Source organism: Pseudomonas sp. 05L36, assembly GCF_056398125.1.
In genome coordinates, this window is sequence record NZ_JBFTOU010000002.1 from 140,649 (window position 1) to 154,129 (window position 13,481).

Annotated in this window: 14 protein-coding genes; 6 read left to right on the forward strand and 8 right to left on the reverse strand. The window is 61.1% G+C overall.

Features of this window, described 5'->3' with window-relative positions; genetic code table 11:
• Positions 1-32 precede the first annotated feature (32 nt).
• The 7 genes from AC1DKH_RS02445 to AC1DKH_RS02475 all read right to left on the reverse strand — a co-directional run bounded on the left by AC1DKH_RS02445 (position 33) and on the right by AC1DKH_RS02475 (position 8,421).
• On the reverse strand, positions 33-599 hold the full coding sequence (locus AC1DKH_RS02445) for an N-acetyltransferase family protein (protein WP_477797324.1): 567 nt from the start codon (positions 597-599) through the stop codon (positions 33-35).
• A 20-nt stretch (positions 600-619) separates the two neighbouring features.
• Positions 620-1,390, reverse strand: a complete 771-nt coding sequence (gene etfB / locus AC1DKH_RS02450) for an electron transfer flavoprotein subunit beta (RefSeq protein ID WP_477762885.1) — start codon at positions 1,388-1,390, stop codon at positions 620-622.
• Positions 1,391-1,405: 15 nt separating this feature from the next.
• The gene (etfA, locus tag AC1DKH_RS02455; RefSeq protein ID WP_477797325.1) at positions 1,406-2,626 is read right to left on the reverse strand and encodes an electron transfer flavoprotein subunit alpha; all 1,221 of its coding nucleotides are present in this window, start codon (positions 2,624-2,626) and stop codon (positions 1,406-1,408) included.
• Positions 2,626-4,575 (reverse strand): dimethylglycine demethylation protein DgcB, encoded by a 1,950-nt coding sequence (dgcB, locus tag AC1DKH_RS02460; RefSeq protein WP_477797326.1) that lies wholly within the window; start codon positions 4,573-4,575, stop codon positions 2,626-2,628. The genes etfA and dgcB overlap by 1 nt, the downstream gene beginning before the upstream one ends.
• 183 nt (positions 4,576-4,758) lie before the next feature.
• A complete protein-coding gene (gene dgcA, locus AC1DKH_RS02465) occupies positions 4,759-6,819 on the reverse strand; it encodes a dimethylglycine demethylation protein DgcA (protein ID WP_477759793.1) in 2,061 nt (686 codons plus the stop codon).
• A gap of 15 nt (positions 6,820-6,834) precedes the next feature.
• The gene (locus AC1DKH_RS02470; protein ID WP_007975505.1) at positions 6,835-7,365 is read right to left on the reverse strand and encodes a DUF5943 domain-containing protein; all 531 of its coding nucleotides are present in this window, start codon (positions 7,363-7,365) and stop codon (positions 6,835-6,837) included.
• Positions 7,366-7,443: 78 nt separating this feature from the next.
• Positions 7,444-8,421: a dipeptidase gene (locus AC1DKH_RS02475; RefSeq protein ID WP_032829497.1), complete on the reverse strand. Its 978-nt coding sequence runs from the start codon at positions 8,419-8,421 to the stop codon at positions 7,444-7,446.
• Positions 8,422-8,644: 223 nt separating this feature from the next.
• On the opposite strand from AC1DKH_RS02475, the gene AC1DKH_RS02480 reads away from it, so the two are divergent.
• The 4 genes from AC1DKH_RS02480 to AC1DKH_RS02495 all read left to right on the forward strand — a co-directional run bounded on the left by AC1DKH_RS02480 (position 8,645) and on the right by AC1DKH_RS02495 (position 10,271).
• Positions 8,645-9,046, forward strand: coding sequence for a lysozyme inhibitor LprI family protein (locus AC1DKH_RS02480; protein ID WP_477797327.1), 402 nt, complete (start codon positions 8,645-8,647; stop codon positions 9,044-9,046).
• Between the two features lie 213 nt (positions 9,047-9,259).
• Entirely contained in the window at positions 9,260-9,514 is a 255-nt protein-coding gene (locus AC1DKH_RS02485) for a type II toxin-antitoxin system RelE family toxin (protein ID WP_056726567.1), read from the forward strand.
• Positions 9,498-9,821, forward strand: coding sequence for a helix-turn-helix domain-containing protein (locus AC1DKH_RS02490; RefSeq protein WP_477797328.1), 324 nt, complete (start codon positions 9,498-9,500; stop codon positions 9,819-9,821). The genes AC1DKH_RS02485 and AC1DKH_RS02490 overlap by 17 nt, the downstream gene beginning before the upstream one ends.
• A gap of 33 nt (positions 9,822-9,854) precedes the next feature.
• Positions 9,855-10,271 (forward strand): DUF3010 family protein, encoded by a 417-nt coding sequence (locus tag AC1DKH_RS02495; RefSeq protein ID WP_429522175.1) that lies wholly within the window; start codon positions 9,855-9,857, stop codon positions 10,269-10,271.
• 12 nt (positions 10,272-10,283) lie between these two features.
• On the opposite strand, the gene AC1DKH_RS02500 is transcribed toward AC1DKH_RS02495, so the two are convergent.
• On the reverse strand, positions 10,284-11,228 hold the full coding sequence (locus AC1DKH_RS02500; RefSeq protein ID WP_477762892.1) for a GlxA family transcriptional regulator: 945 nt from the start codon (positions 11,226-11,228) through the stop codon (positions 10,284-10,286).
• Positions 11,229-11,452: 224 nt separating this feature from the next.
• On the opposite strand from AC1DKH_RS02500, the gene AC1DKH_RS02505 reads away from it, so the two are divergent.
• Both AC1DKH_RS02505 and cdhC read left to right on the forward strand, forming a co-directional pair.
• Positions 11,453-12,397, forward strand: coding sequence for a choline ABC transporter substrate-binding protein (locus tag AC1DKH_RS02505; protein WP_116261445.1), 945 nt, complete (start codon positions 11,453-11,455; stop codon positions 12,395-12,397).
• A gap of 95 nt (positions 12,398-12,492) precedes the next feature.
• Complete coding sequence (gene cdhC, locus AC1DKH_RS02510) at positions 12,493-13,380, forward strand: 3-dehydrocarnitine:acetyl-CoA trimethylamine transferase CdhC (protein ID WP_160388481.1); 888 nt, start codon at positions 12,493-12,495, stop codon at positions 13,378-13,380.
• Positions 13,381-13,481: the final 101 nt, after the last annotated feature.

Here is a 13,481-nt window from a genome sequence, read left to right on the forward strand (position 1 = left end):
CAGTTCTACTAGGGTCGCCTGCCACGAACCCGCTAGGGCCGATACATCAGATAGGCCTCACCCGTGACCCGAATCATCGGATGCGGCGTGATCTGGCAGGTATCGACAATGCGAAAGCCGTGGCGCTCATAGAAACGCCGGGCGCCGGTGTTCGCGGCGTAATCGATCAGGCTCAGGCCATTGAGCCCGAGCCGGCTGGCACGGTCGTAGGCGTAGGCGAGGAATTGCTTGCCCAGACCCTGGTTCCGCCAGCCCTCATGCAGCGCCAGGCTGGAAATGTACAGGGTGTCCGGGATTTCCATCGTGGCGTAGGGTGCCAATACCGGATCGGTCACTGGAGGCGCCAATGGATCATGGCGCATCACGTAGCTGTGCAACATGCCGATGACTTCCCCGCCGGCCTCGGCGATCAGGCAGTTCTGATAGGAAAAGTCCACATCGTCGCGGGCATAGCGGATGGCGCCCACGTCCAGCAGGTCCTGGCCAGGCTCGGCGATCTGGCTCCAGATGTAATCCGCAGCTCCCTCCGACGAAATCTGGAACAACCGGGCAATCTCCCGCGCATCGCTGCGCAGGGCCGAACGAAACTCAACAGCCATTTGTTTCCCCCAATGAACCGCTAGCGAACCACGCCTTCTTCAATCAGCAACTTCAGAATCGCCTCGGCACCGGCCTGGGCCGTCACGCCTTTGAGCACCTGCCCACCTCCACCACTGGCCTTGGCTGTCGCGGCTTTCATACGGTCGGCACCGCTCTTGGCCTTGATTACCTTCAGGCGCTTGGGCCGTGGCTTGGCCGGTTGCAGGCTGGCCACTGCGAGCAGTTCATCATCGATGACTTCAACTTCCTGCGCTTGCAGCACGCCGCGTCGGGCCGGGCCGTAAGCGCTCTGGCGAGGCTTGGGCGCGGCGTTATCCACCGTTGCCAGAAACGGCAGGCGTACCTTCAGCCGACGGCGTTGACCGCGCGGCAAGGCTTGCAGCACCAGCGCCGTACTGCCATCGATGGACTCGACCTGCGCCAGTCCCACCACCAGCGGCCAGCCCAGGCTTTCGGCCAGCAGGAACGGCAACATGCCCGAGCCTTCACCGGTTTCCGCCTGACTGCCGGTCAACACCACCTGAGCACCGGCATCGCGCAGATACTCGGTCAGCGCCGGTAGCGCATCGGCGCCTTGCGGTTGCTCCAACACATGCAGTTGCTCCAGCCCCATGCCCAGGTAAGCGCGCAATGCAGGCTCGGCGATGTCGCCGGCATGCAGCACTTGCAGGTTATCCCCAGCCAGTTGCAGGCCCAGTTCTACCGCCCGCGCATCCTGTTCCGCGCGACGTGGCCGACCGGACGTCGGGTGGGCGCCGATGGACACCAGGCTGATGATTTTCGTGCTCATAACCCTTTCCTTCCCTTAAGCCGCATCGCGCTTGGCGTCGTTGCGATAAGCCTCTACCGCCTCGATCAAGGCTTGAAGAATCTCCGCGCTCTCACCGATCACCGAGAGGTCGGCACGCTTGATCATGTCGCAGCCAGGGTCGAGGTTGATCGCCACCACCTTGTCGCAGGCACCGATGCCTTGCAGGTGCTGGATCGCCCCGGAAATCCCCACCGCCACATAGACTCGTGCGGTGACCCAGGTGCCGGATGCCCCGACCTGACGATCGCGGGCCATGAAGCCGTCGTCCACCGCCACCCGCGAGGCGCCTTCGGTCGCGCCGAGGGCTTCGGCGGTCCTGTGGAAAAGTCCCCAGTCCTTGACCCCGTTGCCACCGGAGAAAATGAACTCTGCTTCAGCCATGGGGATTGCCGCTGGATCCACCGCCACCGCCCCCAGATCCTCGATGCGCGAGAGACTGCGGGCGACGGTTGTGGATAACTCCACCGGCAAGGCTTCGTGACGGGTTTCGCTGACCGGTTCGGCGCACTCGGCAGCCGCCAGAATCAAACGCCCCAGCGGACGGGCAAGGTCTTGCAGGCCCGCACCGGCGCGGCCGATGCACTCCTGATCCTTGACCTGCCAGACCCGCGTGGCCGGGCGCTCGCCCAGTGCCGCGGCGAAACGTCGACCGAGTTCGCCACCGCCACTGCGGCTGTCCGGCAGCAACCAGTGACGCGGGCTGAACTGGTTATCCACAGCCCACAGGCCCTGGACCCGTTGTTCCGGTGCATAACCGTTGAATTCGTCGCCCTCAAGCACTAGCAAGCGATCCACGCCAGCCGTAGCGAAGGCGTTTTCCTTGTGCTCACCGAAGACCACGGCCAATACCGCGCCGTCCTTGCCGGCCAACTGATGAGCCAGGCCGAGCAAGTCGCGGTCGTGGCTGCTCAAGCGACCGCCGACCATGTCCGGCACCACGCTGATGTAGAACGCGGGTGCAGGCACTTGATGCAGCGGCAATTGCACTTCAACTGCGGCCGAGCGTTTGGTCGCCCCGCCCTGCTGAGCGCCGCTGCGGTCGATTCGTTTGATGCCGTTGGGGCCGATAAAACCGATCCCGTGAGGATTCTTGCGGATGAGACCGTTAGGCCCCATCCAGCTGTGTTGCGCCGGTTGCATGGCCGCGTGCAGCGGGTGCAAGCGGTTGCGGGCGATCCATTCGGCGCGTGGGTCGCGGCGGATAATGTCGCTCATTACTGCACCTCCGCAGGTTCACGTTTGGCCGGTGCCGAAGGCTTTCCCGGCGTTGCGTCTTCGAGCAACGCATCGGCTACCAGTTCGGCGATGTCCTTGATCATTGGACGCGGTTCGACCACGCCTTCGAGCATCGCAGTGCACTGTGGACAACCCACGGCCACCAGTTCGGCGCCGGTTTCGCGGATATCGTCCATGCGCATGTCGGGAATACGTTGCTTGCCGGGAATGTCGGTGATCGGCGCGCCGCCACCACCGCCGCAGCAGCGCGAACGGAAGCCGGAACGTTGCATCTCTTTCACTTCGATCCCGAGGGCGCGCAACACCTGACGCGGCGCCTCGTACTCGCCGTTGTAGCGGCCGAGGTAGCACGGGTCGTGGTAGGTCACGCTGTCGCCTTTGTGCTGACCGAGATTGAGCGCGCCAGCATCGATGATTTCCGCCATGTAGGTGCTGTGGTGCTGCACCAGGTAGTTGCCATCGAAGGCACCGTACTCGTTTTTCAGCACGTGGAAGCTGTGCGGATCACAGGTGACGATGCGGTTGAAACTGTACTTGGCCAGGGTCTGGATGTTGCGTTTGGCCAACAGCTGGAAGGTCGCTTCGTCGCCCAGGCGCCGCGCCACGTCACCGCTGTCGCGCTCTTCGAGGCCAAGCACGGCGAAGTCGATTTTCGCCGCCTTGAGCACTTTGACGAACGCGCGCAGGGTGCGCTGGTTGCGCATGTCGAAGGCGCCGTCGCCGACCCAGAACAGCACGTCGGTGGATTTCTTTTCGCTGAGCAGATTGAGGTTCAAGTCCGCAGCCCAGTTCATCCGCCCGCCCGGCGCGAAACCGCCCGGGTTGTCGGTGGCGATCAGGTTCTCCAGGACTTCCGCGCCCTTGTTCGGGGTCGCGCCTTTTTCCAGGGTCAGGTGACGGCGCATGTCGACGATGGCATCGACGTGCTCGATCATCATCGGGCATTCCTCGACGCAGGCGCGACAGGTGGTGCACGACCACAGGGTCTCGGCATCCACTAGACCATTGACGATCGGTTGATGCGGATTTCCCGCGTGCTCACCGATGGCCTTGCCCGGATACGGACTGCCGGCGAACTTGGCATCGGTGCCACCGGCCAGGCCGACGACCATGTCCTGAATCAGTTTTTTCGGGTTCAGTGGCTGGCCGGCGGCGAACGCCGGGCATGCCGCTTCGCATTTACCGCACTGCACGCAAGCGTCGAAGCCGAGCAACTGGTTCCAGGTGAAATCCTTGGGTTTTTCCACGCCCAGTGGCGCAGTTGGGTCATTCAGGTCGAGCGGTTTCAGCCCCGTGGAACGGCCACCGCCGAAGCGTTCGGCGCGACGGTGCCAGGCCAGGTGCAAGGCACCGGCAAAGGCGTGTTTCATCGGCCCGCCCCAGGTCATGCCGAAGAACAGTTCCGACACGCCCCACAGCACGCCAACTCCGAGAATCGCTGCCAACAGCCAGCCACCGAAGTTTTCCGGAAGGATCCCGGCCACCGGCAGGGTCAACAGGAAGAATGAAGCCGAGAACGCCAGCAGGCTTTTCGGCAGGCGCATCCACGGGCCTTTCGACAGACGCGACGGCGGATTGCGCCGACGCAGATAAACAAAGATCGCGCCGACGAACATCACCGCTGTCATCAACAGCAGCGCATAGCCGAGGAAGCGGTTATGCAGGCCGAAACCGTGCACCAGAATCGCCAGCACGATGGACGCTACCGCACCGCCGGCCGTGGCGACGTGGGTGTTGGCAATGTATTTGTCCCGCGCTACCACATGGTGCAAGTCGACCATGTAGCGCTTGGGCATGGCGAACAGGCCGCCGATCAGGTCGACTTTCGAAGCCCGGCCCCGGCGCCACATGGCCACCCGCCGCAACGCGCCCAGGACACCAAGGCCAAGGGCGGCGAACAACAGGATTGGAAGAAGGGTGTTCAACATGGTGAAGCTCCCAAAGACCGCAGGGTCTTGCAGGCCAAACTACCTGGATGCCTTGCCCGATTCCTTGTAGGAGCGAGCTTGCTCGCGAAAAACCTGAGAACGCCGCGCTAAGTCAGACTCCCCGCGTCATCGTTCACGTCCATCGCGAGCAAGCTCGCTCCTACAAGGGTTATGTGCAAGCTCTTAGAAATCCTTGCACAACCGCAGCGCGTCATAGATCGCAGCGTGTGTATTGCGCTGGGCCACGCAGTCGCCGATACGGAACAGCAAGTAGCCGTCACCCGTGGTGCTCAGCGAAGGTTGCGGCTTGATCGCAAACAAGGCTTCGATGTCCATCTGGCCTTTGTTGCGCGAGCCTTCCTTCATGGCGTAGTAGATTTCTTCGTCCGGACGCACGCCGTTTTCCACCACCACCTGGTCGACCACCCGCTCCTCTTTGGCGCCGGTGTATTCGTTTTCCAGCACCGCCACCAGCTTGTCGCCTTCGCGGTAGACCTTCTCCAGCATCATGTCGCCGGTCATGATCACTTCTTTCGGGTACATGCTGCGGTAGTAAGTCGGGAACGACGTACCGCCAATGGCCACGCCCGGCTTGATGTCGTCGGTGACGATCTCGACCTGGCTGCCCTTGTCGGCGAGGAAGTCGGCCGTCGACATCCCGGTGAACTCGCAAATGGTGTCGTAGACCAGCACGTTCTTGCCCGGTGCAACCTTGCCGTCGAGGATGTCCCAGCTGCTGACCACCAGGCCTTCAGCCGCGCCCCAGTGTTCGTTCTGTTCCAGGAATGGATGACCGCCGACAGCGAGCACCACCACGTCCGGACGCAGGTCGAGAATGGTCGCCGCATCCGCCGCCACGCCTAGGCGCAGGTCGACTTTCAAACGCGCCAGTTCCAGCTGGAACCAGCGAGTGATACCGGCGATCTGGTCCCGTTGTGGAGCTTTCGACGCGGTAGTGATCTGCCCACCGATAAATTCTTTCTTTTCGAACAGGGTCACGTCGTGGCCACGTTCGGCCGACACGCGAGCGGCTTCCATCCCGGCTGGGCCGGCACCGACTACCACCACCTTGCGTTTGACACCGGTGGTTTTCTCGATGATGTGCGGCACGCCCATGTATTCACGGGAGGTCGCGGCGTTCTGGATGCACAACACGTCCAGGCCCTGATACTGACGGTCGATGCAGTAGTTGGCGCCGACGCATTGTTTGATCTGGTCGACCTGGCCCATCTTGATCTTGGCGATCAGGTGCGGGTCGGCGATGTGAGCGCGGGTCATGCCGACCATGTCGACGTAGCCGCCCTCCAGAATACGGGTCGCCTGGTTCGGGTCCTTGATGTTCTGCGCGTGCAGTACAGGTGCCTTGACCACTTCCTTGATACCGGCCGCCAGATGCAGGAACGGCTCCGGTGGATAACTCATGTTGGGGATAACGTTGGCCAGGGTGTTGTGGGTGTCGCACCCTGAACCCACGACACCAATAAAATCGATCATGCCGGTGTCGTCGTAGTACTTGGCGATCTGCTTCATGTCCTCATGGGACAAGCCATCCGGGTGGAATTCATCACCGCACAGACGGATGCCGACGCAGAAATCCGGACCGACTTCCTTGCGCACAGCCTTGATCACTTCCAGGCCGAAACGCATGCGGTTCTCGAAGCTGCCGCCCCATTCGTCGGTACGCTTGTTGACCCGAGGGCTCCAGAACTGGTCGATCATGTGCTGGTGCACGGCGGACAATTCGACGCCGTCCAGGCCACCGGCCTTGGCCCGCGCCGCTGCCGTGGCGTAGTTGCCGATCACCCGCCAGATTTCTTCCGGCTCGATGGTCTTGCAGGTCGCACGGTGCACCGGCTCACGGATGCCCGACGGCGACAGCAGGGTTGGCCAGTGTTCGCCGTCCCAACGGGAACGACGGCCCATGTGGGTAATCTGGATCATGATCTTCGCGCCATGCTTGTGCATGGCATCGGCCAGGTTCTGGAAGTGCGGAATGATCCGGTCATCCGCCAGGTTCACCGACTTCCACCAGCCTTGCGGGCTGTCGATGGCCACGCTGGAGGAGCCACCGCAAATCGCCAGGCCGATCCCGCCCTTGGCTTTCTCTTCGTAATACTTGACGTACCGGTCGGTGGTCATGCCGCCGTCGGTGGCATAAACCTCGGCGTGCGCGGTGCTGAGCACGCGGTTACGGATGGTCAGTTTGCCGATCTGGATCGGCTGGAACATTGCTTCGAAAGCCATGGCGGGTTCCTCGACTTACAACGGCTTGACGATGAACAAGCCGTCTTCGTGGCCCTCTTCGGAGCCACCGTAGACTTGCTCGGCCACCGTACGGATCTTGCTGCCGCGAGCGGCGAGGATCTGGTCCATCGCGCCTGCAAACCAGCCAGTGAACATGTAGTCGACCTTACGCCCGACCTTGCCGTACACGTAGACGAATGCCGAGTGTTCGAGCTTGACGCTGGCGGTGCCTTTGTCGAGGTCGATGTCCTGGATCTTGAACAGGCCCCAGCCGCGCTGCGACAGGCGCTTCATGTAGTGTTCGAACACCGCGACGCCTTCCAGGCCGTGGCATTCGGCTTCTTTTTCACACCAGTGCCAGGCAGACTTGTAGCCGGCCTTGTAGAGGATTTCGGCGTAGGCTTCAGCGCCCAGCACTTCCTCGATGCCCATGTGGTTGTTGACGAAGAAATGGCGTGGCACGTACAGCATCGGCAGGGCGTCGGAGGTCCAGACACCGGTTTCGCTGTCGACTTCGATTGGCAATTGCGGGGCGATCTTGGCCATGGAAACTTAACTCCAGAAAATTCGTTGTGTTGCCCGCTGCACGGACGGCAGCGGGAAAGGATTCAGAGATGCGGTGGCTTATTCGCCCCAAACGTCCTTGAGGACATTCACCCAGTTCTCACCCATGATCTTGCGCACCACGCGCTCGGAGTGGCCGCGCTTGAGCAGGGTCTCGGTCAGGTTCGGGAACTCGCCCACGGTTCGGATGCCCAGCGGATTGATGATCTTGCCGAAGCTGGTCAGGCGGCGGGCGTAGCCCTTGTCGTGGGTCAGGTATTCGAAGAAGTCCTGGCCATGGCCCTGGGTGAAGTCGGTGCCGATGCCGATGGCGTCTTCGCCGACGATGTTCATCACGTATTCGATGGCTTCGGCGTAGTCGTCGATGGTCGAATCGATGCCCTTGGCCAGGAACGGCGCGAACATGGTCACGCCGACAAAGCCGCCGTGGTCGGCAATGAACTTGAGTTCTTCATCGGACTTGTTGCGCGGGTGCTCCTTGAGCCCCGACGGCAGGCAGTGGGAGTAGCAGACCGGCTTCTTCGATTCGAGGATGACTTCTTCGGAAGTCTTGGAACCGACGTGGGACAGGTCGCACATCACGCCAACCCGGTTCATCTCGGCGACGATTTCACGACCGAAGCCCGACAGGCCGCCGTCACGCTCGTAGCAACCGGTGCCCACCAGGTTCTGGGTGTTGTAGCACATCTGCACGATACCGACGCCCAGCTGCTTGAAGACTTCGACATAGCCGATCTGGTCTTCAAAGGCGTGGGCATTCTGGAAGCCGAAAAGGATGCCGGTCTTGCCCTGCTCCTTGGCTTTACGGATGTCGGCGGTGGTGCGGACCGGAATCACCAGGTCGCTGTTCTCGCGGATCAGCTTCTGGCTCGCGGCGATGTTGTTGACGGTGGCCTGGAAGCCCTCCCACACCGACACGGTGCAGTTGGCCGCGGTCAGACCGCCCTTGCGCATGTCTTCGAACAGTTCACGGTTCCACTTGGCAATAATCAGCCCGTCGATAACGATGCTGTCGGCGTGCAATTCGGCTGGGCTCATCAGGCTGTCCCCTTATTAGCGATTCATGCGCCGAATCGTCTGCCGGCGCTTTGGGCCAGCATATGCCTCGGTGCCCAAGCAGCCGGGTGCAAAAACGACAGGGGAATTGCCGAAAGCGTCAATCCACGACAAAGGGTCGTCGCCAGGCACTATCACCGACCTGTTCAAGGCCCTCGGCTTGGGCCAGAATTCGCCGCATCACTGGAATAGAGCGGCGACCTGAATGAAATCCATCCTTCTGGCTTTGGCACTGATTGCGACCGGCGTACACGCAGCCGAGGTGGCCGACGACAACCCGTGCGACAAAGTTGAAAACGACGTCCAGACCCTCGAGTGCTCGGCCTTCAGCAAAACCACCGCCGAAGACCTGCTCAAGGAAAACCTCCAGGGCCTGGCCGACCGCATGCAGTCGCAGTACGGCAAAAACCCGTCGCAACTGGCCGACATCGCCGCCAAGATCAAAGCCGCCCAACAGCAATGGCTGAAGACCCGCGACGCAGATTGCGCCGTCGAAGCCTTCCCGGCCACCGCTGGCAGCAAGGCGTTCACCATTGCCCAGAACGATTGCGTGGCGCGGATGAGCGACGAGCGGTCGGAGTTTTTGGAGTCGATTGGGCAGGAATAGTCCTGAATGTCTCACTGAAAGCGGGCACTACCACCAGCTTTCAATCGCCAAAAAAACCTTTTCCCACAACGCACTCTGATCCGACCTACAGCTTCCGTCCAAAGCCGCTGTTCTGCGGACTTGTCACGCAACATGCCGACAAATGTTGTTGATGGCCAACCATAAAAATATAAGCAAAGATTCGCAAATCTTATAAAAGACTTATATTCTTCCATGAACAGCATTCACTGGACTCGAAAGGCCGTTAAGCAACTCTTGAGATTGCATTCCGTTCACCAGATTCAGGTTCGTGATGCCATCACGGCGCTCGCTGGCATGCCTGAGGCAGGCAATGTCAAAGCACTGGTCGGTCATGACTACGCCTATCGGCTGCGTGTCGGTAATTACCGGGTCATGTTTGATTGGGATGGCGCGATCAAAGTGGTCAGTATTCAAGAGGTCAAAAAACGCGATGAACGCACCTACTGACATTCAAATCATCAACGACGCCGAAGGCAATCCAGCCTTCGTGGTCATTCCCTATGCACAATACGTGGCGCAGAAAATCGAGCCCGACTTGATCCCCCATGAGGTGGTGAGCCGTATCGTCGATGGCGCTACCCCTATCCGCGCCTGGCGCGAACACTTGAACCTTACCCAGGATGAAGTGGCCAAACGCATGGGCATAACCCAGCCTGCCTTTGCCCAACAGGAAACAGTCGCCAGACCCCGTAAAGCCACTCGCGAAAAAATCGCTTTGGCGTTTGGCATCACCACCAGCCAGCTTGAGCTGTAAGCTGCACACCCTCTGTCACTAATGGGATTGAACATGAAAGTCTGCGGCATCGAAATCAAAGGCAGCGAAGCGATCATCGCCGTGGCCACGCTGGACGGTCAGGCGCTGGGCCATGTCGCGCTCGCCACCAAGAAAATTGCCTTGGACGATGACGACGAAGCCGCCAACGTCAAAGTGTTCGCCGCTCAGGTCGCTTCGTTTGTCCGCGAGAATTCCATCGACCGCATCGCGATCAAGAAGCGCAGCAAGAAAGGCGAGTTCGCTGGCGGGCCGACGACGTTCAAGATCGAAGGGGTTTTTCAGTTGCTGGAAAATTGCGAGGTGACCTTGCTGTCGCCGCAGACCATCAATGCCCAGGCCAAGAAGCACAACTTCGAACTGCCGGGAACGCTGAACAAGTATCAGCATGAGGCTTACAAAGCGGCGTGTTCGGCGTTGGTGAAAAAATAAAATAAAAGATCTTTATGCCTTGGCGGTGCGTCGATCCTCCCGCGGGCACCGCTCATACTTCGCCCGATAACTGCGGGTGAAATACGACGGCGACTCAAACCCGCAGGCAATGCTCACCTCCAGCACACTCATGTCGGTCTGACGGAGCAACTGCCGCGCTTTTTCCAACCGTAACCGCAAGTAGAAATTGCTCGGTGTGTCATTCAGATGCAGGCGAAACAGGCGCTCCAACTGCCGCCGCGTCACCTTGATCGATTCCGCCAGTTCCAGCGTGCTCAGCGGCGGTTCGCTGTGCTGCTCCATCTCGCCAATCACGTGCACCAGCTTCTTGTTGCTGATGCCATAGCGCGTGGCGACTTCCATGCGCTGGTGGTCTTTGCGCGGGCGGATGCGGCCTAGCACGAATTGCTCACTGACCTGGATCGCCAGATCGGGGCCGTGGGCCTGGGCGATCAGATCCAGCATCAGATCGATGGAAGCGGTGCCGCCGGCGGAGGTGATGCGCCGGCGATCGATCTCGAACAGCTCCTGGGTGACGCTGAGCTGTGGATAAGATTCCTTGAAGGCGTCGATGGCTTCCCAGTGCAGGGTCAGGCGATGGCCATCGAGCAGGCCGGCTTCGGCGAGGATGAAGCTGCCGGTGTCGATGGCGCCGAGGGTCACGCCTTCGTTGTCCAGGCGACGCAACCAGTGTTCCAGCGCCGGGGTGGCGAACTTCAAGGGTTCGAAACCAGCGACCACCAGCAGTGTCGCGCCTTTCTTCAGCGGCTCAAGCGCCGCATCGGCGTTGACCGACATGCCGTTGCTCGCCAGCACCGCCCCGCCATCCGCGCTCAGCACATGCCAGCGGTACAGCTCGCCACGAAATCGATTGGCGACCCGCAACGGCTCGATGGCCGAGATAAATCCGATGGCCGAGAAACCCGGCATCAACAAGAAGTAGAAATCCTGGGACATGGAGCGCACTCGCTTAGCAGGTAACAGGAGGCCAGGTAACGAGAGGGCGGGCAGCGTAGGGATGTTGATACGCCACTTGCGAGCGGCATTCAAGAGCACAGGTCGCTGCAGTGCAAGAGCTGGTCGCCGCAGTGCGCTTTCATCGGTGCTTTGCTGCGTAACTTGGCATCACCGGCGCATCAGACACCGGAACTCACAATAAACGAACTGCCGAGGAACCTGAGATGAAACGACTGATCAGCAGCTGTGTTCTTGCACTCAGTGGTACCGCTTTGCTGAGCGCCAGTGTCATGGCCGCCGAACCCGCCGCGTGCCAGAACGTGCGCATGGGTGTAGTGAACTGGACCGACGTGATCGCCACCAGTGCCATGACCCAGGTATTGCTCGATGGCCTCGGCTACAGCACCAAACAAACCAGCGCCTCCCAGCAAATCATCTTTGCCGGGATCCGCGACCAGCGTCTGGACCTGTTCCTCGGCTACTGGAACCCGCTGATGACCCAGACCATCACCCCGTTCGTCGACGCCAAACAGGTCAAGGTGCTTGAAGCGCCAAGCCTGCAGGACGCCCGCGCGACCCTCGCCGTGCCGACCTACCTCGCCGACAAGGGCCTGAAAACCTTCGCTGACATCGCCAAATTCGAAAAGGAACTGGGCGGCAAGATCTACGGCATCGAGCCTGGCTCGGGCGCCAACACCCAGATCAAGGCGATGATCTCCAAGAACCAGTTTGGCCTCGGCAAGTTCCAGTTGGTCGAGTCCAGCGAAGCCGGCATGCTCGCTGCCGTGGATCGCGCCGTACGTCGCAACGAAGCCGTGGTGTTCTTCGGCTGGGCGCCGCACCCGATGAACGTCAACGTAAAAATGACCTACCTCACCGGCAGTGAAAACGCCCTTGGGCCGGACGAAGGCAAGGCCACCGTGTGGACCGTCACTGCACCGACATACGCCGAGCAATGCCCGAACATCGGTCGCCTGCTGAGCAACCTGACGTTCACCGCCGAAGACGAGAGCCGGATGATGCAGCCGCTGCTGGATCACAAGGACGCTTTCGAGTCGGCCAAACAATGGATCAAGGATCACCCGCAGGACAAAAAGCGCTGGCTTGAAGGCGTCACCACCTTCGATGGCAAACCGGCCGCTGAAAACCTGCAACTGACCAGTAAATAAACCCGATAGAACCACCGACTCGCAGCCCCAACGGGCTGCGAACGGGACCACCACGCCTGGCCAAAGCCAAAAACTCGCCTGTAAGGAACCGCCAAATGAACCACGACGTCATCATCACCTGCGCACTCACCGGTGCTGGCGACACGACCGCCAGGAGCCCACACGTGCCGGTCACCCCGAAACAAATCGCGGCTGCCGCCGTGGAAGCCGCCAAGGCCGGCGCCACCGTGGTTCACTGCCATGTGCGCGACCCGCAAACCGGCAAGTTCAGCCGTGACGTGGCGCTGTACCGCGAAGTGATGGAGCGCATCCGCGAGGCGGACGTGGACATCATCGTCAACCTCACCGCCGGCATGGGTGGCGACCTGGAGATCGGTGCCGGCGAGAATCCGATGGAATTCGGCCCGAATACCGACCTGGTCGGCCCGTTGACCCGCCTGGCCCATGTCGAAGAACTGCTGCCGGAAATCTGTACCCTCGATTGCGGCACCCTGAACTTCGGCGACGGCGACACCATTTACGTTTCCACCCCGGCCCAGCTGCGCGCTGGCGCCAAACGCATCCAGGAGCTGGGCGTAAAAGCCGAGCTGGAAATCTTCGACACCGGTCACCTGTGGTTCGCCAAGCAGATGATCAAGGAAGGCCTGCTCGACAACCCGTTGTTCCAGCTGTGCCTGGGTATCCCGTGGGGCGCGCCGGCGGACACCACCACCATGAAAGCCATGGTCGACAACCTGCCGGCCGACGCGGTCTGGGCCGGCTTCGGTATCGGTCGCATGCAGATGCCGATGGCGGCGCAAGCGGTGTTGCTCGGCGGCAACGTACGGGTCGGGCTGGAAGACAACCTGTGGCTGGACAAGGGCGTGCTGGCGACCAACGGCCAACTGGTCGAGCGCGCCGGCGAAATCCTCAGCCGCCTCGGCGCCCGCGTCCTGACCCCGGCTGAAGGCCGGGCAAAAATGGGCCTGACCAAGCGCGGTTGATTCAAAACAATTTTCCCCCTGTGGGAGCGAGCTTGCTCCGGGCGGCGTTCCGACGATGACGTCGGTACATCCGAAGCATCATCTGCGGCAGGAATACCGCC

Excerpts from the sequence above, each read along its gene's own strand:
- AC1DKH_RS02445 (WP_477797324.1), bottom strand. The coding sequence starts at position 599 with ATGGCTGTTGAGTTTCGTTCGGCCCTGCGCAGCGATGCGCGGGAGATT.
- etfB (WP_477762885.1), bottom strand. The coding sequence starts at position 1,390 with ATGAGCACGAAAATCATCAGCCTGGTGTCCATCGGCGCCCACCCGACG.
- etfA (WP_477797325.1), bottom strand. The coding sequence starts at position 2,626 with ATGAGCGACATTATCCGCCGCGACCCACGCGCCGAATGGATCGCCCGC.
- dgcB (WP_477797326.1), bottom strand. The coding sequence starts at position 4,575 with ATGTTGAACACCCTTCTTCCAATCCTGTTGTTCGCCGCCCTTGGCCTT.
- dgcA (WP_477759793.1), bottom strand. The coding sequence starts at position 6,819 with ATGGCTTTCGAAGCAATGTTCCAGCCGATCCAGATCGGCAAACTGACC.
- AC1DKH_RS02470 (WP_007975505.1), bottom strand. The coding sequence starts at position 7,365 with ATGGCCAAGATCGCCCCGCAATTGCCAATCGAAGTCGACAGCGAAACC.
- AC1DKH_RS02475 (WP_032829497.1), bottom strand. The coding sequence starts at position 8,421 with ATGAGCCCAGCCGAATTGCACGCCGACAGCATCGTTATCGACGGGCTG.
- AC1DKH_RS02480 (WP_477797327.1), top strand. The coding sequence starts at position 8,645 with ATGAAATCCATCCTTCTGGCTTTGGCACTGATTGCGACCGGCGTACAC.
- AC1DKH_RS02485 (WP_056726567.1), top strand. The coding sequence starts at position 9,260 with ATGAACAGCATTCACTGGACTCGAAAGGCCGTTAAGCAACTCTTGAGA.
- AC1DKH_RS02490 (WP_477797328.1), top strand. The coding sequence starts at position 9,498 with ATGAACGCACCTACTGACATTCAAATCATCAACGACGCCGAAGGCAAT.
- AC1DKH_RS02495 (WP_429522175.1), top strand. The coding sequence starts at position 9,855 with ATGAAAGTCTGCGGCATCGAAATCAAAGGCAGCGAAGCGATCATCGCC.
- AC1DKH_RS02500 (WP_477762892.1), bottom strand. The coding sequence starts at position 11,228 with ATGTCCCAGGATTTCTACTTCTTGTTGATGCCGGGTTTCTCGGCCATC.
- AC1DKH_RS02505 (WP_116261445.1), top strand. The coding sequence starts at position 11,453 with ATGAAACGACTGATCAGCAGCTGTGTTCTTGCACTCAGTGGTACCGCT.
- cdhC (WP_160388481.1), top strand. The coding sequence starts at position 12,493 with ATGAACCACGACGTCATCATCACCTGCGCACTCACCGGTGCTGGCGAC.